The organism is Streptomyces subrutilus (assembly GCF_008704535.1).
Taxonomy (GTDB): domain Bacteria; phylum Actinomycetota; class Actinomycetes; order Streptomycetales; family Streptomycetaceae; genus Streptomyces; species Streptomyces subrutilus.
Map to the genome: position 1 here is coordinate 3,172,977 of NZ_CP023701.1, position 19,599 is coordinate 3,192,575.

Annotated in this window: 21 protein-coding genes; 6 read left to right on the forward strand and 15 right to left on the reverse strand. The window is 73.6% G+C overall.

Annotation, left to right across the window (positions count from 1 at the left end):
* Positions 1 to 80 precede the first annotated feature (80 nt).
* Positions 81 to 1,709 (reverse strand): chaperonin GroEL, encoded by a 1,629-nt coding sequence (groL, locus tag CP968_RS13615; RefSeq protein WP_150518284.1) that lies wholly within the window; start codon positions 1,707 to 1,709, stop codon positions 81 to 83.
* Positions 1,710 to 1,845: 136 nt separating this feature from the next.
* Positions 1,846 to 2,154 (reverse strand): co-chaperone GroES, encoded by a 309-nt coding sequence (gene groES / locus CP968_RS13620; protein ID WP_030230757.1) that lies wholly within the window; start codon positions 2,152 to 2,154, stop codon positions 1,846 to 1,848.
* Between the two features lie 573 nt (positions 2,155 to 2,727).
* On the opposite strand from groES, the gene CP968_RS13625 reads away from it, so the two are divergent.
* From CP968_RS13625 to CP968_RS13635, 3 genes are read left to right on the forward strand one after another with little or no spacing between them, the layout of a single operon-like run.
* Positions 2,728 to 2,937: a response regulator gene (locus CP968_RS13625; protein WP_150518285.1), complete on the forward strand. Its 210-nt coding sequence runs from the start codon at positions 2,728 to 2,730 to the stop codon at positions 2,935 to 2,937.
* Between the two features lie 26 nt (positions 2,938 to 2,963).
* Complete coding sequence (locus tag CP968_RS13630) at positions 2,964 to 3,338, forward strand: LCP family protein (protein ID WP_150518286.1); 375 nt, start codon at positions 2,964 to 2,966, stop codon at positions 3,336 to 3,338.
* Positions 3,326 to 4,825: an FtsW/RodA/SpoVE family cell cycle protein gene (locus CP968_RS13635; protein WP_229885996.1), complete on the forward strand. Its 1,500-nt coding sequence runs from the start codon at positions 3,326 to 3,328 to the stop codon at positions 4,823 to 4,825. The genes CP968_RS13630 and CP968_RS13635 overlap by 13 nt, the downstream gene beginning before the upstream one ends.
* On the opposite strand, the gene CP968_RS13640 is transcribed toward CP968_RS13635, so the two are convergent.
* Together CP968_RS13640 and CP968_RS13645 are read right to left on the reverse strand one after the other, a co-directional pair.
* Positions 4,731 to 5,621, reverse strand: a complete 891-nt coding sequence (locus tag CP968_RS13640) for a polysaccharide deacetylase family protein (protein WP_229885997.1) — start codon at positions 5,619 to 5,621, stop codon at positions 4,731 to 4,733. The two genes, CP968_RS13635 and CP968_RS13640, sit on opposite strands and share 95 nt — an antisense overlap.
* The gene (locus tag CP968_RS13645; RefSeq protein WP_229886035.1) at positions 5,618 to 6,484 is read right to left on the reverse strand and encodes a polysaccharide deacetylase family protein; all 867 of its coding nucleotides are present in this window, start codon (positions 6,482 to 6,484) and stop codon (positions 5,618 to 5,620) included. Before CP968_RS13645 ends, CP968_RS13640 begins: the two co-directional genes overlap by 4 nt.
* 241 nt (positions 6,485 to 6,725) lie before the next feature.
* Here CP968_RS13645 and CP968_RS13650 point away from each other — a divergent pair, with 241 nt between their 5' ends.
* Complete coding sequence (locus tag CP968_RS13650; RefSeq protein WP_150518288.1) at positions 6,726 to 7,937, forward strand: class I SAM-dependent methyltransferase; 1,212 nt, start codon at positions 6,726 to 6,728, stop codon at positions 7,935 to 7,937.
* A gap of 39 nt (positions 7,938 to 7,976) precedes the next feature.
* On the opposite strand, the gene CP968_RS13655 is transcribed toward CP968_RS13650, so the two are convergent.
* The 4 genes from CP968_RS13655 to tsaB are packed head-to-tail and all read right to left on the reverse strand — an operon-like array spanning position 7,977 to position 10,561.
* Positions 7,977 to 8,249 (reverse strand): hypothetical protein, encoded by a 273-nt coding sequence (locus CP968_RS13655; RefSeq protein WP_150518289.1) that lies wholly within the window; start codon positions 8,247 to 8,249, stop codon positions 7,977 to 7,979.
* Positions 8,246 to 9,382, reverse strand: a complete 1,137-nt coding sequence (gene tsaD, locus CP968_RS13660) for a tRNA (adenosine(37)-N6)-threonylcarbamoyltransferase complex transferase subunit TsaD (protein ID WP_150518290.1) — start codon at positions 9,380 to 9,382, stop codon at positions 8,246 to 8,248. The genes CP968_RS13655 and tsaD overlap by 4 nt, the downstream gene beginning before the upstream one ends.
* Positions 9,375 to 9,854: a ribosomal protein S18-alanine N-acetyltransferase gene (rimI, locus tag CP968_RS13665; protein ID WP_150521907.1), complete on the reverse strand. Its 480-nt coding sequence runs from the start codon at positions 9,852 to 9,854 to the stop codon at positions 9,375 to 9,377. The genes tsaD and rimI overlap by 8 nt, the downstream gene beginning before the upstream one ends.
* A 44-nt stretch (positions 9,855 to 9,898) precedes the next feature.
* Complete coding sequence (gene tsaB / locus CP968_RS13670) at positions 9,899 to 10,561, reverse strand: tRNA (adenosine(37)-N6)-threonylcarbamoyltransferase complex dimerization subunit type 1 TsaB (protein WP_150518291.1); 663 nt, start codon at positions 10,559 to 10,561, stop codon at positions 9,899 to 9,901.
* A gap of 115 nt (positions 10,562 to 10,676) precedes the next feature.
* On the opposite strand from tsaB, the gene CP968_RS13675 reads away from it, so the two are divergent.
* A complete protein-coding gene (locus CP968_RS13675; protein ID WP_150518292.1) occupies positions 10,677 to 11,231 on the forward strand; it encodes a hypothetical protein in 555 nt (184 codons plus the stop codon).
* A gap of 69 nt (positions 11,232 to 11,300) precedes the next feature.
* On the opposite strand, the gene CP968_RS13680 is transcribed toward CP968_RS13675, so the two are convergent.
* From CP968_RS13680 to glmS, 7 genes are all read right to left on the reverse strand, one after another.
* Complete coding sequence (locus CP968_RS13680; RefSeq protein ID WP_150518293.1) at positions 11,301 to 11,486, reverse strand: hypothetical protein; 186 nt, start codon at positions 11,484 to 11,486, stop codon at positions 11,301 to 11,303.
* A 214-nt stretch (positions 11,487 to 11,700) separates the two neighbouring features.
* On the reverse strand, positions 11,701 to 12,267 hold the full coding sequence (gene tsaE / locus CP968_RS13685; RefSeq protein WP_327168631.1) for a tRNA (adenosine(37)-N6)-threonylcarbamoyltransferase complex ATPase subunit type 1 TsaE: 567 nt from the start codon (positions 12,265 to 12,267) through the stop codon (positions 11,701 to 11,703).
* Complete coding sequence (locus CP968_RS13690) at positions 12,218 to 13,405, reverse strand: alpha/beta fold hydrolase (RefSeq protein WP_150518294.1); 1,188 nt, start codon at positions 13,403 to 13,405, stop codon at positions 12,218 to 12,220. The genes tsaE and CP968_RS13690 overlap by 50 nt, the downstream gene beginning before the upstream one ends.
* 18 nt (positions 13,406 to 13,423) lie before the next feature.
* Positions 13,424 to 14,560: an alanine racemase gene (gene alr, locus CP968_RS13695; protein ID WP_150518295.1), complete on the reverse strand. Its 1,137-nt coding sequence runs from the start codon at positions 14,558 to 14,560 to the stop codon at positions 13,424 to 13,426.
* Positions 14,561 to 14,634: 74 nt separating this feature from the next.
* A complete protein-coding gene (locus tag CP968_RS13700) occupies positions 14,635 to 16,047 on the reverse strand; it encodes an NAD(P)H-hydrate dehydratase (RefSeq protein WP_150518296.1) in 1,413 nt (470 codons plus the stop codon).
* 16 nt (positions 16,048 to 16,063) lie between these two features.
* Positions 16,064 to 16,432 (reverse strand): holo-ACP synthase, encoded by a 369-nt coding sequence (locus tag CP968_RS13705; protein WP_150518297.1) that lies wholly within the window; start codon positions 16,430 to 16,432, stop codon positions 16,064 to 16,066.
* A 20-nt stretch (positions 16,433 to 16,452) separates the two neighbouring features.
* Positions 16,453 to 18,303: a glutamine--fructose-6-phosphate transaminase (isomerizing) gene (gene glmS / locus CP968_RS13710; protein ID WP_150518298.1), complete on the reverse strand. Its 1,851-nt coding sequence runs from the start codon at positions 18,301 to 18,303 to the stop codon at positions 16,453 to 16,455.
* Positions 18,304 to 18,520: 217 nt separating this feature from the next.
* On the opposite strand from glmS, the gene coaA reads away from it, so the two are divergent.
* Entirely contained in the window at positions 18,521 to 19,570 is a 1,050-nt protein-coding gene (gene coaA / locus CP968_RS13715) for a type I pantothenate kinase (RefSeq protein WP_150518299.1), read from the forward strand.
* The last annotated feature ends 29 nt before the right edge of the window (positions 19,571 to 19,599 follow it).

Genomic DNA, 19,599 nt, shown 5'->3' on the forward strand with positions numbered 1-19,599 from the left:
GCACGGGCACACGGGAAAGCCCCGGTCACCGCCGCTGGGCAGCGGGGGCCGGGGCTTCGCCGTGGTGCGTGGAGCGCTGGTCAGTGGCTGTGGCCGTGACCGTGGCCGTGACCGGCGTCGCCCTCTTCCTCCGCCGGCTTCTCGACGACCAGGGTCTCGGTCGTGAGCAGCAGGGAGGCGATGGAGGCGGCGTTCTCCAGCGCGGAACGGGTGACCTTCACCGGGTCGATGACGCCGGCCTTGACCAGGTCGCCGTACTCGCCGGTGGCGGCGTTGAAGCCCTGGCCCTTGTCGAGCTCGGCGACCTTCGAGGTGATGACGTACCCCTCAAGACCGGCGTTCTCGGCGATCCAGCGCAGCGGCTCGACGGCGGCGCGGCGGACGACCGCGACACCGGTGGCCTCGTCGCCCGACAGGCCGAGGTTGCCGTCCAGGACCTTGACGGCGTGGACGAGCGCGGAGCCACCGCCGGAGACGATGCCCTCCTCGACCGCGGCGCGGGTCGCCGAGATGGCGTCCTCGAGACGGTGCTTCTTCTCCTTCAGCTCCACCTCGGTGGCGGCGCCGACCTTGATGACGCAGACGCCGCCGGCGAGCTTCGCCAGGCGCTCCTGCAGCTTCTCGCGGTCCCAGTCCGAGTCGGTCGACTCGATCTCGGCCTTGATCTGGTTGACGCGGCCGAGGACCTCGTCGGAGCTGCCGCCACCGTCGACGATGGTGGTGTCGTCCTTGGAGATCGTGACGCGGCGGGCGGTGCCCAGTACGTCCAGACCGGCCTGGTCGAGCTTGAGGCCGACCTCCTCGGCGATGACGGTCGCACCGGTGAGGGTGGCGATGTCCTGGAGCATGGCCTTGCGGCGGTCACCGAAGCCGGGGGCCTTGACGGCGACCGCGTTGAAGGTGCCGCGGATCTTGTTGACGACGAGGGTGGAGAGCGCCTCGCCCTCGACGTCCTCGGCGATGATCAGGAGCGGCTTGGAGGCGCCGGCCTGGATGACCTTCTCCAGCAGCGGCAGCAGGTCCTGGATCGAGGAGATCTTGCCCTGGTTGATCAGGATGTACGGGTCATCGAGGATGGCCTCCATACGCTCCTGGTCGGAGACCATGTACGGCGACAGGTAGCCCTTGTCGAAGGCCATGCCCTCGGTGAACTCCAGCTCCAGGCCGAAGGTGTTGGACTCCTCGACGGTGATGACACCGTCCTTGCCGACCTTGTCCATCGCCTCGGCGATGAGCTCGCCGACCTGCTGGTCCTGCGCGGAGAGCGCGGCCACGGCGGCGATGTCGGACTTGTCCTCGATCGGGCGGGCGGTCGCGAGGAGCTCCTCGGACACGGCCTTGACCGCGGCGTCGATGCCCTTCTTCAGGGCGGCCGGGGACGCGCCCGCGGCGACGTTGCGCAGACCCTCGCGGACCAGCGCCTGGGCCAGCACGGTGGCGGTGGTGGTGCCGTCGCCCGCGATGTCGTTGGTCTTGGTCGCCACCTCCTTCACGAGCTGCGCGCCCAGGTTCTCGTACGGGTCGTCCAGCTCGACCTCGCGAGCGATGGTGACACCGTCGTTGGTGATGGTGGGGGCGCCGAACTTCTTGTCGATGACGACGTTGCGGCCCTTGGGGCCGATCGTCACCTTGACCGTGTCGGCAAGCTTGTTGACGCCGCGCTCGAGGGCGCGACGGGCGTCCTCGTCGAACTTCAGGATCTTCGGCATGGGAGCGGTTCAGTCCTCTCGTTGCGATCCTCGGCCGCTCACCGCGACCTCCACCGCCTAGAACGAACTACGCCCCTCGCCGCCCGGCATCAGCTGGGTGACCAGGGGCGTAGCTCAAATCAAATCTGGAAGCGAATTACTTCTCGACGATCGCGAGCACGTCGCGAGCCGAGAGGACGAGGTACTCCTCGCCGCTGTACTTCACTTCGGTGCCGCCGTACTTGCTGTACAGCACGATGTCGCCGACGCTGACGTCCAGCGGGAGACGCTGGCCGTCCTCGAAGCGGCCCGGGCCAACCGCGAGGACGACGCCCTCCTGGGGCTTCTCCTTCGCGGTGTCCGGGATGACCAGGCCAGAGGCCGTGGTCTGCTCGGCGTCGAGCGGCTGGACCACAATGCGGTCCTCGAGCGGCTTGATGGCAACCTTGGAGCTGGCGGTCGTCACGATCCGACCTCCCCCTTCGGAGATCCGGGGTTAACTGTCTGAGGTGGCGACCAGGTCGATCCGTCGTCGCGGGTGCCGGACCTACCTGTCGCTGTGTTGGCACTCACCAGGGGCGAGTGCCAGGTGCGAGACTATTCCGGCGGTTAGCACTCGGTCAAGCGGAGTGCCAATTCTCGCCGCCACTGGTGTCGTTCCAGCCCCTCCCCGGCCCCGTCCGGACCGCCCGTCCGCCCCCCCCACCGGCCGAAACGCCGCCCGACCCACCGCGTCGGCACCCGCAACCCGGCCGGGCGAGACGGACCGCGGCCGGGCGAGGCGCGGCCGGTTTCGGGTGCGGGCGGGGCGGGGGCAGGTCCGCGGGGGCGTGCGGGAGGGTCCCCGCAGGACGAGCGCGCAACCGGGTCCGGGGTGCGTGACGCGGCTCCGCGCGCGAGCCGAGCAGACCCTCGCGCACGACCCCGCCCCGGCCCGACCCCGGCCGGCCCCCGCACGGGCCCCGGGCCCCGGCACCCCGACCCCGCCGGACCCGCAGGGGGCCGGTGAGGGAAACGGGGGGTATGTGACGCTTGGGGCGTGCGCATTCTGGTGGTCGAAGACGAAGAGGGGCTCGCCGAGTCCCTGCGGCGCGGCCGGTCCGCCGACGGGCACCTCGTCGAGGTCGCCCACGACGGGCGCACCGGGCTCGACCTCGCCCTGGCCGGCGGGCCGTACGACGTCGTGCTGCTGGACCTGATGCCGCCCGGGGGTCGGCGGGCACGTTCACCGATCCGGGGAAGCCGCTGAAGCTGGTCGACGCGGCGAAGCGGGACGTGGTGACGGACGAGGGCTGGGACCTGTTGGCGTTCGTGAAGCAGGCGGAGAACCTGTCCGGCGGAAAAGTGCGGTTCACGACACTGCCCGTGGAGGGCTTCGCCAGGAACCAAGACGGGGAGGTCAACGTCGTAGATGATATGAAGACAAAGCGTCTCATTGCCGAGCAGATCGGGCCCAAGGCCGCCGAGACCGCCGGCGCGCCGGGCACCGCTCCCTCCGCACCCGACGCGCCGGGCACGTCACCGGCTCCGTCGCGCGAGGCGTCACCCCCCTCCTCGCCCGCCTCGTCGCCTCCGTCGTCACCCCCCGCCTCACCGGTCCCGTCCGGCCCCGCGCTCCAGGACGGCGGCGGTGTCCCGTGCGTGGACTGAGGCCCCTGACGGCCGCGGGCCACCGCCGCCGCACGGAGGCGCTGCTGCTGGTCTTCGTCGTCGTCATCGCCGTCTTCGGCCACGCGAGCGCCGGTCTGGCCATGAACGGCGAGCTGCCGCCCAACCTGGCCGGTTTCGCGATCAGCCTGACGCTGCTCTCGCTCGTCGGCCACCTCGGCATCCGCCGCTTCGCCGCCTACGCGGACCCGCTGGTCTTCCCGCTGGCGATGCTGCTGACCGGGCTGGGCCTGGTCCTGCTGCACCGGCTGGACCAGGGGTACATCGAGCGCTACAACGCGGACGCGAACGCCCCGGGGCAGCTGCTGTGGACGGTGGTCGGGGTCGCCGCCTGCCTGCTGGTGGTGGGGCTGCTGCGCGACCACCGGCTGTTGCAGCGGTTCATCTACCTCACCATGGCGGTCGCGCTGGTGCTGCTGATCGCTCCGGCGTTCTTCGGCGCGGACACGTACGGCGCGAAGCGCTGGATCGTCCTGTTCGGCTTCTCGCTGCAGCCCGGCGAGTTCGTGAAGATCATGATCGCGATCTTCTTCGCGGGCTACCTCGTGGTCCACCGGGACTCGCTCGCGCTGACCGGCCGCAGGTTCCTGGGCATGCGCCTGCCGCCGATGCGCCAGCTCGGCCCCATCGTCACGGTGTGGATCGTCTCGATGCTGGTGCTCGTCTTCGAGCGCGACCTCGGCACCTCGCTGATCTTCTTCGGCGTGTTCGTGGTGATGCTGTACGTGGCGACCGAGCGCACCGGCTGGATCGTGTGCGGCGTGCTCATGGCCTCGGTCGGCGCGTTCGTGGTGGGCTCGACGGAACCGCACGTCAAGGCGCGTGTGGCGGCCTGGCTGGAGCCGTTGTCGTACTACTGGGCGGACCGGCCCGCCGGGGTCACCTCGGACCAGTCGGCGCAGGCGCTGTTCAGCTTCGGGACCGGCGGGATCTCGGGTACGGGCCTGGGCCTGGGCCACCCGGAGCTGATCAAGTTCGCCGGCCGCAGCGACTTCATCCTCACCACGGTGGGCGAGGAGCTCGGGCTGGCCGGGGTCATGGCCGTGCTGCTCCTGTACGGGCTGCTCGTCCAGCGGGGGCTGCGGATGGCGCTGGGTGCCCGCGACCCGTTCGGCAAGCTCCTGGCGGTGGGCCTGGCCTCGGCCCTGGCCCTCCAGGTCTTCGTGGTCGCGGGCGGCGTGACGGGGCTGATCCCGCTGACCGGCAAGGCGCTGCCCTTCCTCGCGAAGGGCGGCTCGTCGCTGCTGGCCAACTGGATCATGATCGCCCTGCTGCTGCGCATCAGCGACAGCGCGGAGCGGCAGCGCGAGGCGGACGCCCGGGACCCGGTGGAGACGACGATCACGCCGGTGGTCGCGGCTCCGGCGGGCGGTCCTACAGGTAGTCCTCCAGGCGCCCTATCCGGTAGCCCTGTTCCTGGATCCGCTGGAGCATCCGGGCCGTCATCCGGGTTTCCGTGGCGCCCTTGAGCTCGGACGGGCCGCGGAAGTGGGCCAGGACGATGTCGCCCGGCTTGAGGGCCGAGCCCTCGGCGTACTGGAAGTTGTTGATCTGCATCGAGACCCGCCACAGGACCACGTGCGCGACCCCGCACTCCGAGGCGGCCCGGAGGGTGTCGTCGTTGTAGTTGCCGAAGGGCGGGCGCATCAGCGTCGGGCGCGTCCCGAACCGCTTCTCCAGGCGTTCCTGCTGGCCGCATATCTCGTGTTTCTGCGCCGCGAAGGACAGCGTGCGCAGGTTCGGGTGCGTCAGCGTGTGGTTGTTGATCGTGCTTGCCGAGCCGTTGTCGCGGAGCTTCTCGAAGTGCCCGTAGTCCGCGGAGGCCACGTTGTCGGTGAGGAACATCGAGATCGGCAGCTTCAGGTCGGCCGCCATCTCCAGGAACTCGGGGTCCTTCTCCGCGCCGTCGTCGAAGGTCAGGAAGACGACCTTGTCGTCGGGCGCCACGGGTATTCGGTCCACCACCGGCGCCCTGCCCGGGCCCGCCGTCGGCAGCTGCGGCTTCCGGGCGGGCTTGGGCGCGTACGCGACGGGGGCCTCCAGGCCCCACTTGCGGTACGCCTCGTCCGAGGCGGTCCCGGCCGCCCCGGACGGCGTCCCCGAGGGGGCCGCCGAGGGTGTGCCGGAGCCGGGCTCCGGCGCCTCCTGCGTGGTCTTGCGGCCCAGTCGTTCGATCGGGTCCACGCTGTCCCCGCACCCCGTCAGGGACAGCGCGAGCGCGCCGGCCGCCAGCGTTCCGGCTACCAACCGGCGCGCGTACTTCACAGATAGTCCTCCAGGCGTGCCACGGCGTACCCCTTGTCCGTGACGGTCTTCATGACCTGACGGATCATGTCAGGCATCGTGCCCTTCCAGTCTTCCTTGCCCCGGAAGTGGGTCAGGATGATGTCGCCGGGGTGCAGGTCGCGGTCCCATTCCCGGTAGTCCATCCGGTTGGTGAACGCCTCGGCGTTCCACAGCGGGACGGCCTTGATGCCGCAGGACTTCGCCGCGCGCAGGGTGTCCTGGTTGTAGTTGCCGTAGGGCGGCCGGAAGAGCGTGGGGCGCTTGCCGAACACCTTCTGCAGGGTGTCCTGCTGCCCGCAGATCTCCTCGCGCTGCTTGTCGTAGGAGAGCGCCGGCATGTAGCGGTGGTTGAGCGTGTGGTTGTTCAGGGTGACGCCGGCGGCCTGCATCTCCTTGAAGTACGGGTAGTTGTCGTTGACGACGTAGTCGCTGAGGAACGCCGTGTACGGGATCTTCAGCTCCTTCATCATCTTCAGGAACTCGGGGTCCTTCTCCGCGCCGTCGTCGATCGTCAGGAAGACGACCTTGTCCTCGGTGGGGATGGTGGTGAAGACCGGCGGGTACTCCTCCTGGTCCTCGACCTCGAAGCCGTCCCGGGTGCTGATCTCGGGCTTCTCCTTGGGCGCCGGGGGCGCCGTCAGCGGCGTCTTGAGCAGACGCCACTTCTTGGCGGCGACCACGCGCGCCTGCTGGGCCGCCTTGGCCTTCTCGGCGGCGCCGAGCGCGCCGGCCGCGCCCGCGGCCTTCTCGGCCTTGGCCTTCTCCGCCTTGTCCGGGGCCCCGGAGTCGGCGGAGCCGCACGCCGTCCCGAGGGCGGCGACCAGCAGGGCGGCCACGGCCACCCCGAACCGGCTGCGCGGACCCGCCGCGTACCGGTGACCGTGTTGCGTCTTATCTTCCTTTTGTCCGACTAGCTGCATAGCAGCGCATCCTGGCAGCAGACACGCGGCCTTCCCCGGAAGACACCGCGCGCCGCGTCCCGTCTTCCACCGACTGGCCCACACCCCCGGGCGGCCGCCCCACCGACCCGCCGCCGCCCGCCGCCCCCGCCGCCCGTCCGCCCCCCGCGCGCGGTCGCCGACAATGGACCCCGTGACCCCCGAAGACTTCGCCGCCCTCCTCACCCCCGAGGGCACCGCCCTCCTCGACGCGCTCCGCGACCACGACCCCGCCCGGGAACTGGCCCTGGCCACCCGGCTGCGGCGCGACCACCCCGCCGCCCTGGTCTCCGCCGCGCTCGGGCAGGCCCGGCTGCGGCAGCGGGCGGTGGCGAAGTTCGGCGCGCAGGACGCCTTCCGGATGTACTTCACCTCCGGCGGCGGCGAGATGGCCACCCGCGCCTCCGTTGCGGCCCACCGCGCCGAGCGGTTCGCCGCCCTGGGCGTGCGCAGCGTGGCCGACCTGTGCTGCGGCATCGGCGGGGACGCCCTCGCCCTGGCGCGGCTCGGGATCCGGGTGCTGGCGGTGGACCGCGATCCGCTGACCGTGGCCGTCGCGCGGGCCAACGCGCGGGCACTGGGCCTGGCGGACCTGATCGAGGTGCGGGAGGCGGACGTCACGGACGTGGACGTGTCCGCGTACGACGCCGTCTTCGTCGACCCGGCCCGGCGGGGCGGGCGCGGGCGGGTCTTCGACCCCGAGGGCTACTCGCCGCCGCTGTCCTGGGCGGTGCGGACGGCCCGTACGGCCCGGTACGCAGCGATCAAGATCGCGCCCGGCATCCCGCACGATGCGGTGCCCGCCGAGGCCGAGGCCGAGTGGATCTCCGACCAGGGCGACGTGAAGGAGGCCGTGCTCTGGTTCGGGACGGCGCCCGGGACCGTCCGCGCCACCCTGCTGCCCGGGCCGCGCGCGCTGCACACCGCCGACCCGCTGCCGGATCCCGCGGCGGGCCCGGTGGGGCGCTGGCTGTACGAGCCGGACGGCGCCGTGATCCGCGCCCACCTGGTCGCCGAGGTCGCCGCGCAGCTGGACGGCCGGCTCATCGACCCGACCATCGCCTACGTCACGGCCGACGCACTGCGCGCGACCCCGTACGCGACGGCGTACGAGATCACGGACGTGCTGCCCTTCGGCCTGAAGAAACTGAAGGCGCTGCTGCGCGAGCGCGGGGTCGGCATCCTGACGGTGAAGAAACGGGGCTCCGCGATCGAGCCGGAGGAGCTGCGCCGGAAGGTCAAGCCGCAGGGGCCGAACTCGGCGACGGTGTTCCTGACCCGGGTCGCGGGCGCCCCCTCGATGCTGATCGGCTCCCCCGCCCCGGCCCCCGACGCGGCCGCCCCGGGTCCCGCCTGACCGGTTCGCGCCCGGCCGGGCGCGGGCGGGCGCCGGGCGTCAGGCCCCGTCCACCCCGGCCGACTCGAACCGCCAGCGGTGCACCGCCCGCGTGATCAGGTCGGCCGCCGGTTCGGGGATCTCGGGCAGGTCGGCCGCCACCCCCTCGGGCGCCTCCCACCAGGTGATGACGAGCACCCGGTCCTGCGGCGCCCGGAAGACCTCGCGGCGCACCGGCTCGCGGGCCAGTACCTGCGCACGGGCCCACTCCAGCAGTTCGTTGCCCCGGCCGTCCGCGGCGCGGGCCTCCCACATCAGCGCGACGGTGCTCATGAGTACAGGTTGTCCTTGCCGGCCTCGTGCGCGTGCGTGTGGTCGTGGGAGTGACCGTGGCCGTGGCCGGGCGCGTCGCCCCCGTGCCCGGCGCCCGGCACGTGCGGGTCGGTGACCGGCAGCGAGGAGTCCGCCGACAGGTCCCAGTCCGAGGCCGGCCGGTTCCGCCTGACCATCTCCGCGCCCAGCGCGGCCACCATCGCGCCGTTGTCCGTGCACAGCTTCGGCCGCGGCACCCGCAGCACGATGCCCGCGTCGTCGCACCGCTCCTGGGCGAGCGAGCGCAGCCGGGAGTTGGCCGCCACACCGCCGCCGATCATCAGGTGGTCGACGCCCTCGTCCTTGCAGGCCCGGATCGCCTTGCGCGTCAGCACGTCGACGACGGCCTCCTGGAAGGACGCCGCCACGTCGCGCACCGGCACCTCCTCCCCGGCCTTCCGCTTCGCCTCGATCCAGCGGGCCACGGCCGTCTTGAGGCCGGAGAAGGAGAAGTCGTACGCCGCGTCGCGCGGCCCGGTCAGCCCGCGCGGGAAGTTGATGGCCCCCGGGTCGCCCTCGCGCGCGAGGCGGTCGATGACCGGTCCGCCCGGGAAGCCCAGCTGGAGCACGCGCGCGATCTTGTCGAAGGCCTCGCCGGCGGCGTCGTCGATGGTCGCGCCGAGCGGCCGCACGTCGGAGGTGATGTCGGGGGCCAGCAGCAGCGAGGAGTGGCCGCCGGAGACCAGCAGGGCCATGGTGGGCTCGGGCAGCGGCCCGTGCTCCAGCTGGTCGACGCAGATGTGCGAGGCGAGGTGGTTCACGCCGTACAGCGGCTTGCCCAGGGCGTAGGCGTACGCCTTGGCGGCCGAGACGCCCACGAGCAGGGCGCCGGCGAGCCCGGGGCCGGCGGTCACCGCGATGCCGTCGAGGTCGCGGGGGCTGACCCCGGCCTCCTTGAGGGCGCGCTCGATGGTCGGGACCATCGCCTCCAGGTGGGCGCGCGAGGCGACCTCGGGGACGACGCCGCCGAAGCGGGCGTGCTCGTCGACGCTCGACGCGATGGCGTCCGCGAGCAGGGTGGTGCCGCGGACGACGCCGACGCCGGTCTCGTCGCAGGAGGTCTCGATTCCGAGGACGAGCGGTTCGTCAGCCATTGCTCTCACTGCTCTCAGTTCTCGCTTGTGCGGGGTCGGTCAGTCGCATGACGAGCGCGTCGACGTTGCCGGGCTGGTAGTAGCCGCGGCGGAAGCCGATGGGCTCGAAGCCGAAGCGCTCGTAGAGCTTCTGGGCGCGGGTGTTGTCCACCCGTACCTCCAGCAGCACCTCGGCGCACTCGAAGGCGGTGGCCGCGCGCAGCAGCTCGGTCAGCAGCCGGGCGCCGAGCCCGGTGCCCCACTGGTCGCGCGCGGCCGCGATGGTCTGTACGTCGGCCAGGTCGCCGGCGGCGGCCAGCCCGGCGTAGCCCACCAGGCGGCCGGACCCGTCTTCGGCGACGAGGTAGCGGCGGGTGGCGTGCGGGCCGCGGGCGTGGGCCAGCTCGGACCAGAACATGCCGGCGGACCAGGCGTCGTCGGGGAAGAGCTCGTGCTCCAGCTCCAGCACGGGGTCGATGTCCCACCAGCGCATCTCGCGCAGGACGGCACCCGGGGCTGCGGGGTCGGCGGGGGCCGTCACTGCGGGGTGACCACCTTGTAGTTCTTGGGGACCTGCGCGTCGGGCCGGCGCAGGTAGAGGGGGGTGGGCGGGAGGAACGCGCCGCCGGTGGCCAGCCGGTGGGCGGCCAGGGCCGCGAGGGCGGCGGCCGACTGGTGCTCGGGGTCGCGCGCGTCCGGGAAGACCTCGGGGTAGAGGCGGGCGCCCTGGCCGACGGCGGGCAGGCCGGCGACCTGGGCGGCGATGTCGGCGGGGCGGTCCACGGCCGGTTCGCCGACGCGCGTGAGCGGGTCCTCGTACCGGGCCCAGTAGACCTCCTTGCGGCGCGCGTCGGTGGCGACGGCGAAGGGGCCCTCGATCCCGGCGGCCCCGGCGGCGTACGCGAGTCCGTCGAGGGTGCACAGGCCGTGCACCGGCACGCCGAGGACGGCGGCGAAGGTGGTGGCGGTGACCAGGCCGACGCGCAGCCCGGTGTAGGGGCCGGGTCCGACGCCGACGACGATGCCGGTGACGGCGTCGAGCGCGAGCCCGGCCCCGGCGAGGACCCGGTCCACGGCGGGCAGCAGGAGCTCCCCGTGGCGGCGGGCGTCGACCTGGTGGGATTCGGCGAGGACGGACGCGCCGTCGTGCAGGGCGACGGTGACGGCGGGCGTGGCGGTATCTACAGCGAGCAAGAGCACGCGAACAGCCTACGACTCCGGGGCCCCGGCCCCTTGCGGCCGGTCGCGGAGCGGACCTGCTGCTACCTTTCGACCGAGGACCCACCGGGGGTCGGGCGCGGAAAGGCGGAGCAAGGTGGCACGCAGCAGCTCGGGAATCGTGGCCGGGCTCACGGCCGCGGCAATCGTTGCCGTCGGCTTCCTCGGCTACCAGGCCTCCGCGACGGCGCCGGCGGCGCCGGTCCGGGCGGTCGCACCGCCGACCCCCGCTCCGAGCCCGCCCGCCGCCAAGCAGGACCCGGCGAAGCCCGCGCCCGTGCCGGAAGGTTCCGGCACCGGGGTGCGGGTCGTCTACTCGGTGGGCCAGAAGCGGGTGTGGCTGGTGGGCGAGGCGACGCAGCCGGTGAAGTCGTTCACGGTGGTGCCGAGCACGGTGCACCCGAAGCCGGGCAGCTACCCGGTCAGCTCGCGGTCGGGCGCCGTGACGGGCTCGGACGGGGTGCCGATCGAGCACGTCGTGCGGTTCGCGAGCACGGACGGGGTGGCGGTGGGCTTCAGTGCCCGCGCGGACGGCCAGACCCCGGAGCCGGACCCGTCGAAGAAGACCGGCGGCATCCGCATGACCCGCGCGGACGGCGACGCGATGTGGGCGTTCGCGACGATCAGCTCGAAGATCGTCGTCGTTCCCTGACGCGACCCGTCCCCGCCCGTGCGTTCCGGCGCCGCGCCGGTCCGGTCCCCTTTCACCCGGACGTGCTACTCAGGCCGCTTCGGATTCCGGAGCGGCCTGTCGGCGTACGGCGGCCCGCGGTGCCTCCTCGTCCGGCGCGGGCCGGCGCGCGGGCGGCGTCGAGACCGCCGTGGCGGCCAGCCCGGCGGCGAGCAGCGCCCGCATCGGGACGGCGGACGGGCGGGGTTCGCGCGGTGCTCCTGCTGGTGCCGGCATGGCTGCCTCCTGGACCCTGGCACGTCGGACTCAACCGAACTTAGGCATACCTAAGAAACTCTCGGTACCATGTCATCACGAGCGCCGCCACCAACGCAATATCTTGCCGACGAGTTGTCGGTACGTTGTCGCCGGACCGGCCCGGAAACGCCGTCCGCCGGGCCCTCGCACGGGCCGGGCGCCGGCGCCCGGCCCGGTCCGGGCGATCCGGGTGCTACTCCGACGCCGCTCCGGCCAGGGCTTCCAGGCCCGCGCCGGCGCTCCAGCGCGCGCCGATGCCGCGGACCGAGACCTGCCGTACGTCGTCCAGGACCTCCTCGTGGCCGACCGCCCGCCGGATCACCACGTGCAGCCGGTCGTCGGAGAGCTCCTCGACCTTGCCGTCGCCCCACTCCACGACGACCACGGACTCGGGCAGCGAGACGTCGAGGTCCAGGTCCTCCATCTCGTCCAGCCCGCCGCCCAGGCGGTACGCGTCCACGTGCACCAGCGCCGGCCCGCCGCCCAGCGGCGGGTGGACGCGGGCGATGACGAAGGTCGGCGAGGTGACCGCCCCGCGCACGTCCAGGCCCTCGCCGAGCCCGCGCGTCAGGGTGGTCTTGCCGGCGCCCAGCTCGCCGGTCAGCAGCACGAGGTCGCCGGGGCGCAGCAGCCCCGCGATCCTGCGGCCCAGCCCGCGCATCGCGTCCGGGGAGTCGACGGTGATCAGGGTCTCGGCGCGGACGCCGGCCTCAGGTGCCGGCGCCGGGTCGCGCGGCGCTTCCAGCGGTACTTCTTCCATGCCCGCCAACGTTAGCCGCTGGCGCGCCCGGCACGACGCCGGTGCGCGCGAGCAGTTCGGTGATCAGGCGCGTCACCGTCTCGGGCTGCTCCAGCATCATCAGGTGGCCGGCGGATTCCAGGACCACGAGGTCGGCGCCGGGCAGCGCTTCCTTGATGGCCTCGCTGTGCGCCAGCGGGGTGATCATGTCCCGGTCGCCGGCGATGACCGTCACCGGGACGTCGGCGAACCGGCGCAGCGCGGTGGTCTTGTCGTGCGTCTGGAAGGCCGGGTAGAACTCGGCGACCACGTCGATCGGGGTGGCCTCGATGAGCCGCTCGGCGAAGCGCGCCACGCCCGGATCGACGTCCCGGGAGCCGAACGAGTACATCTTGATCATGCCGGCGAACAGGTCGGCGGTGGCCCGGCGGCCCTTCTCGACCAGCTCCACCTGGGAGCCGAGCGCCTTGAGCACCCCGGGCAGCAGCCGGCGGACGGCGCCGAACCCGGCCGAGGGCAGCCCGTACGTCACCTCGGCGAGGCGGCCGCTGGACGTGCCGACGAGGACCACGCCCGCGACGCGGTCGCGGACGAGGCCGGGGAACTGGTCGGCCAGTCCCATGACGGTCATGCCGCCCATCGAATGGCCGACGAGGATCAGCGGGCCCTCGGGGGCGGTGGCGTCGAGGACGGCCTTCAGGTCGCGGCCGAGCTGCTCGATGGTGATCGGTTCGCCGTCCGCCTGGGCGCGGCCGCGCCCGCTGCGGCCGTGGCTGCGCTGGTCCCAGTAGACGGCGCGGACGGTTCCGCGCAGGGCGGCGCGCTGGAAGTGCCAGGAGTCCTGGCCGAGGCAGTACCCGTGGCAGAAGACGACGGTGGCCGGGGGCGCCGGCGCGTGGCCCGGCCGCCGTGCGGGGGTCCCGTCGTCCGGCAGTTCGTCGGTCTCGTAGTACAGCTCGGTGCCGTCCTCGGCCCGGCAGGTGCCCTCGGTGCCGCGCAGGGAGCCGTAGTCGCCGGCGGCGTCGAGGGCCAGGCGCGCCTTCATGCGCATGCCGCGCCCCACCGTGATCCGCTCGACCGCCACGCCGGCCGCGGCGCCCGCGGCCAGCACGCCGAGGGCGGCGCCGGCCCAGCCGGCCTTGCGCCAGTTCTCGCTCACGCCGCCCTCGTTTCCGCCTCAGCCGCCCAGGTACACCCGGGGGACGCGTCCTCCGATACGGGTGACGATCTCATACGCGATCGTGTCCGCGGCCCGCGCCCAGTCCTCGGCGGTGGGCTCGCCGCGCTCCGCGTCGCCGAAGAGGACGGCCGTGTCGCCCGCGCGTGCGGTGTCGTCGCCCAGGTCGACGACGAACTGGTCCATGGCGACGCGTCCGGCGGCATGCCGGATGCGGCCGCCGACGAGCACCGGTCCGCGGCCGGACGCCTGGCGCGGGATGCCGTCGGCGTAGCCGGCCGGGACCAGGGCGAGGGTGGTCTCGGCGTCGGTGGTGTAGTGGTGGCCGTAGCTGACGCCGTGCCCGGCGGGCACCGTCTTGACCAGCGCGAGGGAGGCCTTGAGGGTCATCGCGGGCCGCAGGCCGAGCTGGGCCGGGGTGCCGAGCTCGGGAGCGGGCGAGACCCCGTAGACGGCCAGCCCGCAGCGCACCAGGTCGAAGTGGGACTCGGGGAGGGTCAGGGTGGCGGGCGAGTTCGCGATGTGCCGGACCTCGGGGTCCACGCCCTCCTTCTCGGCGTACGCGAGCATGTCGCGGAACGCGGCGAGCTGGAGCTGGATGGAGGGGTGGCCGGGCTCGTCGGCGCAGGCGAAGTGCGACCAGACGCCGGTGACCCGGACGGTGCCCTCGGCCTGGGCGGCGACGGCGGCGCCGACCAGTTCCTCCCAGTCGGCGGGCTGGCAGCCGTTGCGGCCCAGGCCGGTGTCGGCCTTGAGCTGGATGCGGGCGGTACGGCCGGCCGCACGGGCCGCGGCGCGCACCTCGGCCAGGGCCCACATCCCGCTGACGGACACGTCGACGTCGGCTTCGACCGCTTGGCGCCAGGGCCCGCCGGGGGTCCACAGCCAGCACATGATCCGCCCCTCGATCCCGGCGGCGCGCAGGGCGAGCGCCTCCTCGGGGGTGGCGGTGCCGATCCAGCCGGCGCCCGCCTGCCGGGCGGCGCGGGCGCACTGTGGGGCGCCGTGCCCGTAGGCGTTCGCCTTGACCACGGCCATCAACTCGGCCCGGGGGGCCCGCTCGCGCAGGGCGCGCACGTTGCCCCGTACGGCGTCGAGGTCGATCTCGGCGTACACGCGCATCGGTGTCTCGTTCATCGCCCACAGTCTCTCAGACCCCGGTTACGCAGCCGAAAGCCTCGCCGCCGGGACCGCCGCGCCCCGGTGCGCGGTCAGCCGCGGCGGACGTCCCGCCAGGCCTCCGGGAGGGCCTGCGCGATCTCCTGGGCCGTCATCGGGGCCCCGGAGGCGGCCCGGCGCCCGGCCAGGCCGTGCAGGTACGCGCCCACCGCCCCGGCGTCCGCCGCCGACAGCCCGGCCGCCAGCAGCGCCCCGGCCAGCCCGGACAGCACGTCCCCGCTGCCGGCGGTGGCCAGCCATCCGGTGCCGGTCGGGTTGACCCGTACGGGGCCCCCGCCGGCGGCGACGAGCGTGGTGGAGCCCTTCAGCAGCGCCGCGGCCCCGTACAGCTCGGCCAGTTGCCGCACCGCCGCCAGCCGGCCCGACTCCACCGCCCGGCGGTCGGTGCCCAGCAGCGCCGCCGCCTCCCCCGCGTGCGGGGTGAGCAGGGTGGGGGCGGAGCGGTCCCGCAGCGCGCCCGCGTCCAGGCCGCGCAGGCCGTCCGCGTCGACCAGCACGGGCACGTCCTGGGCCAGCAGCTCCGCGACCTCCCCGGCGCGGCCGTCCCCCAGCCCCGGGCCGACCACCCACGCCTGCACCCGGCCGCGCCCGATCAGCGTCTCGGGGAAGCGGGCGAGCACCGCGTCGGCCGCCGCGGCCGGGCCCACGTAGCGCACCGCGCCCGCCCCGCCCCGCAGGGCGCCGGCCACGGCCAGCACCGCGGCGCCCGGGTACTGCGCGGACCCGGCGACGACGCCGACCACGCCCCGCCGGTACTTGTCGCTCGACGGCGCGGGCACCGGCAGCAGCCGGGCCACGTCGGCGTGCTGGAGGACCTCGACGTCGGGGGCGTCGAGGGACAGCCCGATGTCCACCAGGTGCAGCGCGCCCGCCAGCGTGGCCCCGGGGTCGATCAGCAGCCCGGGCTTGTACGCCCCGAAGGCCACCGTCACCTCGGCGGTGACGGCGGGGCCCGCCACCTCCCCGGTGTCCGCGTCCACCCCGCTCGGCAGGTCCACGGCGACCACCGGGGCCCCGTGCGGGAGCCGCTCGGCCAGCGCGGCGGCCGCGGGCCGCAGCCCGCCCTTGCCGCCGATGCCCAGCAGCCCGTCCAGCACCAGGTCCGCCCGGGCCGGCACGGCCTCCTCCACCCGGCCGCCGGCGGCCCGCAGCGCGGCCAGGCCGCCCGCGTGCATCCGTGCGGGGTCCATCGGCACGGCCGTCACCCCGGCGCCGCGCCGGGCCAGGCGCGCGCCGGCGTACAGCGCGTCCCCGCCGTTGTCCCCGGGCCCCACCAGCAGCACGATCCGGGCCCCGTACACGCGCCCGCGGCGCCGGATCAGCAGCCGCGCGCAGGCGGCGGCCAGTCCGGCCGCCGCCCGCTGCATCAGGGCGCCCTCGGGCAGCCGGGCCATCAGCTCGCCCTCGGCGGCCCGTACGGTCTCCACGCTGTAAGCAGTACGCATGGGACCAGCCTGCCCGCTAACCCTCGGCGATCACCACCGCGGAGGCGACGCCGGCGTCGTGGCTGAGCGAGAGGTGCCAGGACCGCACGCCCAGCTCCCGTGCCCGCGCCTCGACGGTCCCGGTGACCCGCAGCCGCGGCTGTCCGGTGGCCTCGACCCACACCTCGGCGTCGGTCCACAGCAGGCCGCCGGGCGCGCCGAGCGCCTTGGCGAGGGCCTCCTTGGCCGCGAACCGGGCGGCGAGCGAGGCGGTCCCGCGCCGCTCGCCGCTCGGCAGGGTCAGCTCCGCTTCGACGAAGAGGCGTCGGGCCAGGTTGGGCGTCCGCTCCAGGGCGGCGCCGAACCGCTCGATCTCCGCGACGTCGATCCCCACACCGATGATCACAACAACCCACTACTCCCGCGTCACTCCACCGTCACCGACTTGGCGAGGTTACGCGGCTGGTCCACCTCGTTCCCGCGCGCGGTCGCCAGCTCGCAGGCGAACACCTGCAACGGCACCGTCGCCACCAGCGGCTGGAGCAGCGTGGGCGTGGCGGGGATGCGGATCAGGTGGTCGGCGTAGGGCACGACCGCCTCGTCGCCCTCCTCGGCGATCACGATGGTGCGCGCCCCGCGCGCCCGGATCTCCTGGATGTTCGACACGATCTTGCCGTGCAGCACCGACCGGCCGCGCGGCGAGGGCACGACCACCACGACCGGCAGGTCCTGCTCGATCAGCGCGATCGGGCCGTGCTTGAGCTCGCCGGCCGCGAAGCCCTCGGCGTGCATGTACGCCAGCTCCTTCAACTTGAGCGCGCCCTCCAGCGCCACCGGGTAGCCGACGTGCCGGCCCAGGAACAGCACCGTGTTCTTGTGGGCGAGGGAGCGCGCGAGCTCGCGCACCGGCTCCATGGTCTCCAGCACGGTGTCCACCGCCGCGGCGATGTCCGACAGCTCCCGCACCACCACGTCGACCTCGTCGCCCCACTTCGTGCCGCGCACCTGGCCGAGGTAGAGCGCGACGAGGTAGCAGGCGACGAGCTGGGTGAGGAAGGCCTTGGTGGAGGCGACGGCCACCTCGGGGCCGGCGTGGGTGTAGAGCACGGCGTCGGACTCGCGCGGGATCGTCGAGCCGTTGGTGTTGCAGACGGCCAGCACCTTGGCGCCCTGCTCGCGGGCGTGCCGCAGGGCCATCAGGGTGTCCATGGTCTCGCCGGACTGGGAGATGGCGATCACCAGCGTCCGCTGGTCCAGGATCGGGTCGCGGTAGCGGAACTCGCTCGCCAGCTCCGTCTCGCAGGGGATGCGGGTCCAGTGCTCGATGGCCAGCTTCGCGATCATGCCGGCGTGGTAAGCCGTGCCGCAGGCCACGACGACGACCTTGTCGACCTCGCGCAGGACCGCGGCGGGGATGCGCACCTCGTCCAGGGTCAGCGAGCCGTTCGCGTCGATCCGGCCCAGCAGGGTGTCGGCGACGGCCTTCGGCTGCTCGGCGATCTCCTTGAGCATGAAGTAGTCGTAGCCGCCCTTCTCGGCCGCCGACGCGTCCCAGTCCACGTGGTAGGCCCGCACCTCGGCGGGCGCGCCGTGGAAGTCGGTGACGGTGACCCCGTCGCGGCGCAGCTCGACCACCTGGTCCTGGCCCAGTTCGATCGCGGACCGGGTGTGCTCGATGAACGCGGCGACGTCCGAGGCGAGGAAGTTCTCGCCCTCTCCGACGCCGACCACCAGGGGCGAGTTCCGGCGGGCGCCGACGACCACGTCCGGGGCGTCGGCGTGTACGGCGACCAGCGTGAAGGCGCCCTCCAGCCGCCGGCAGACGCGCCGCATCGCCTCGGGGAGGTCGTGTCCGGCGGCCGGGAACTCCTCCGCCAGCAGGTGCGAGACGACCTCGGTGTCGGTCTCGGACTCCAGCCGGTGGCCGCGTTCGGCCAGTTCGGCGCGCAGGGCGGCGAAGTTCTCGATGATCCCGTTGTGGACGACGGCCACGCGCCCCGCGTTGTCGAGGTGCGGGTGGGCGTTGACGTCGGTGGGCCCGCCGTGGGTCGCCCACCGGGTGTGGCCCAGTCCCGTGGAGCCGGCCGGCAGCGGGCGCCCGACCAGCTCCTTCTCCAGGTTGACCAGTTTCCCGGCCTTCTTGACGGCGGCCAGCCCGCCGTCGGCGAGGACGGCGACCCCGGCCGAGTCGTAGCCGCGGTACTCCAGCCGCTTGAGTCCGGCGATGACCACATCGAGCGCCGACTGCGCTCCCACGTAACCCACAATTCCGCACATAGGCGGCAGGTTACGCCGTGGCGGGGCGCCTGCCCGGGACCTGGACGAGACGAGAACCCGCCCGGTCGAACGCCCCGGGCGGGGCCGTCGGCGCGCCCGGGTCGGCCGGGCCCCGCCGGCCGCGCGCCGATCGGCCCGACCCGGGCCGGCCGCGGGGCCGTCGTCACGTGACCGACCCCACCACCCACAACCGCCCGCCAGCCCCGACAATGGCGGTGTGATCACTTCGCCGCCACGAAGCAGCACGCCGGACGACGCAACGGAGCGCACCGGTCCGGACGGGTCCGCCCCGCGGTCCGCCCATCGCCGGACCCCCGAGGCCTCACCGTACGTCGACCTCACCCGCGCCGAGTGGAGCGCCCTGCGCGAGCGCACCCCGCTCCCGCTCACCGCCGACGAGGTCGAGCGGCTGCGCGGTCTGGGGGACGTCATCGACCTCGACGAGGTCCGCGACGTCTACCTGCCGCTCTCCCGCCTCCTCAACCTCTACGTCGGCGCCACCAGCAACCTCCGCGGCACCCTGAACACCTTCCTGGGCGACGCGGGCAACGGCCACGGCGCCCAGCAGGGCACCCCCTTCGTCATAGGGGTCGCCGGCTCCGTCGCCGTCGGCAAGTCCACCGTGGCCCGCCTCCTCCAGGCCCTCCTCGCCCGCTGGCCCGAGCACCCCCGCGTGGAGCTGGTCACCACCGACGGCTTCCTGTACCCGATGAAGGAGCTCCAGCGCCGCGGGCTCACCTCCCGCAAGGGCTTCCCCGAGTCCTACGACCGCCGCGCCCTGACCCGCTTCGTCGCCGACATCAAGGCCGGCAAGGACGAGGTCCGGGCCCCGGTCTACTCGCACCTGATCTACGACATCGTGCCGGGCGAGGAGCTGGTCGTGCGCCGCCCGGACATCCTCATCGTCGAGGGCCTCAACGTCCTCCAGCCGGCCCTGCCCGGCAAGGACGGCCGCACCCGGGTGGGCCTCGCCGACTACTTCGACTTCAGCGTGTACGTGGACGCCCGCCCGGAGGACATCGAGCGCTGGTACCTGGGACGCTTCCGCAAGCTGCGCGAGACGGCCTTCCAGAACCCCTTCTCGTACTTCCGCAAGTACACCCAGGTCTCCGAGGAGGAGGCCCTGGAGTACGCGCAGACGATGTGGCGGACGATCAACCGGCCCAACCTGCTGGAGAACGTCGCCCCCACCCGCGGCCGCGCCACCCTGGTGGTCCGCAAGGGCCCCGACCACAAGGTGCAGAAACTCAGCCTGCGCAAACTCTGACCGCGGGACCGCTCTACGGCCGTGGGGCC

What these genes read in the sequence shown, in the direction of transcription:
- groL (WP_150518284.1), bottom strand. Translation starts at nt 1,709, where the DNA reads ATGCCGAAGATCCTGAAGTTCGACGAGGACGCCCGTCGCGCCCTCGAG.
- CP968_RS13650 (WP_150518288.1), top strand. Translation starts at nt 6,726, where the DNA reads ATGGACCCCGTGACCCCCGAAGACTTCGCCGCCCTCCTCACCCCCGAG.
- CP968_RS13655 (WP_150518289.1), bottom strand. Translation starts at nt 8,249, where the DNA reads ATGAGCACCGTCGCGCTGATGTGGGAGGCCCGCGCCGCGGACGGCCGG.
- tsaD (WP_150518290.1), bottom strand. Translation starts at nt 9,382, where the DNA reads ATGGCTGACGAACCGCTCGTCCTCGGAATCGAGACCTCCTGCGACGAG.
- rimI (WP_150521907.1), bottom strand. Translation starts at nt 9,854, where the DNA reads ATGCGCTGGTGGGACATCGACCCCGTGCTGGAGCTGGAGCACGAGCTC.
- CP968_RS13680 (WP_150518293.1), bottom strand. Translation starts at nt 11,486, where the DNA reads ATGCCGGCACCAGCAGGAGCACCGCGCGAACCCCGCCCGTCCGCCGTC.
- tsaE (WP_327168631.1), bottom strand. Translation starts at nt 12,267, where the DNA reads ATGGAAGAAGTACCGCTGGAAGCGCCGCGCGACCCGGCGCCGGCACCT.
- alr (WP_150518295.1), bottom strand. Translation starts at nt 14,560, where the DNA reads ATGAACGAGACACCGATGCGCGTGTACGCCGAGATCGACCTCGACGCC.
- CP968_RS13700 (WP_150518296.1), bottom strand. Translation starts at nt 16,047, where the DNA reads ATGCGTACTGCTTACAGCGTGGAGACCGTACGGGCCGCCGAGGGCGAG.
- glmS (WP_150518298.1), bottom strand. Translation starts at nt 18,303, where the DNA reads ATGTGCGGAATTGTGGGTTACGTGGGAGCGCAGTCGGCGCTCGATGTG.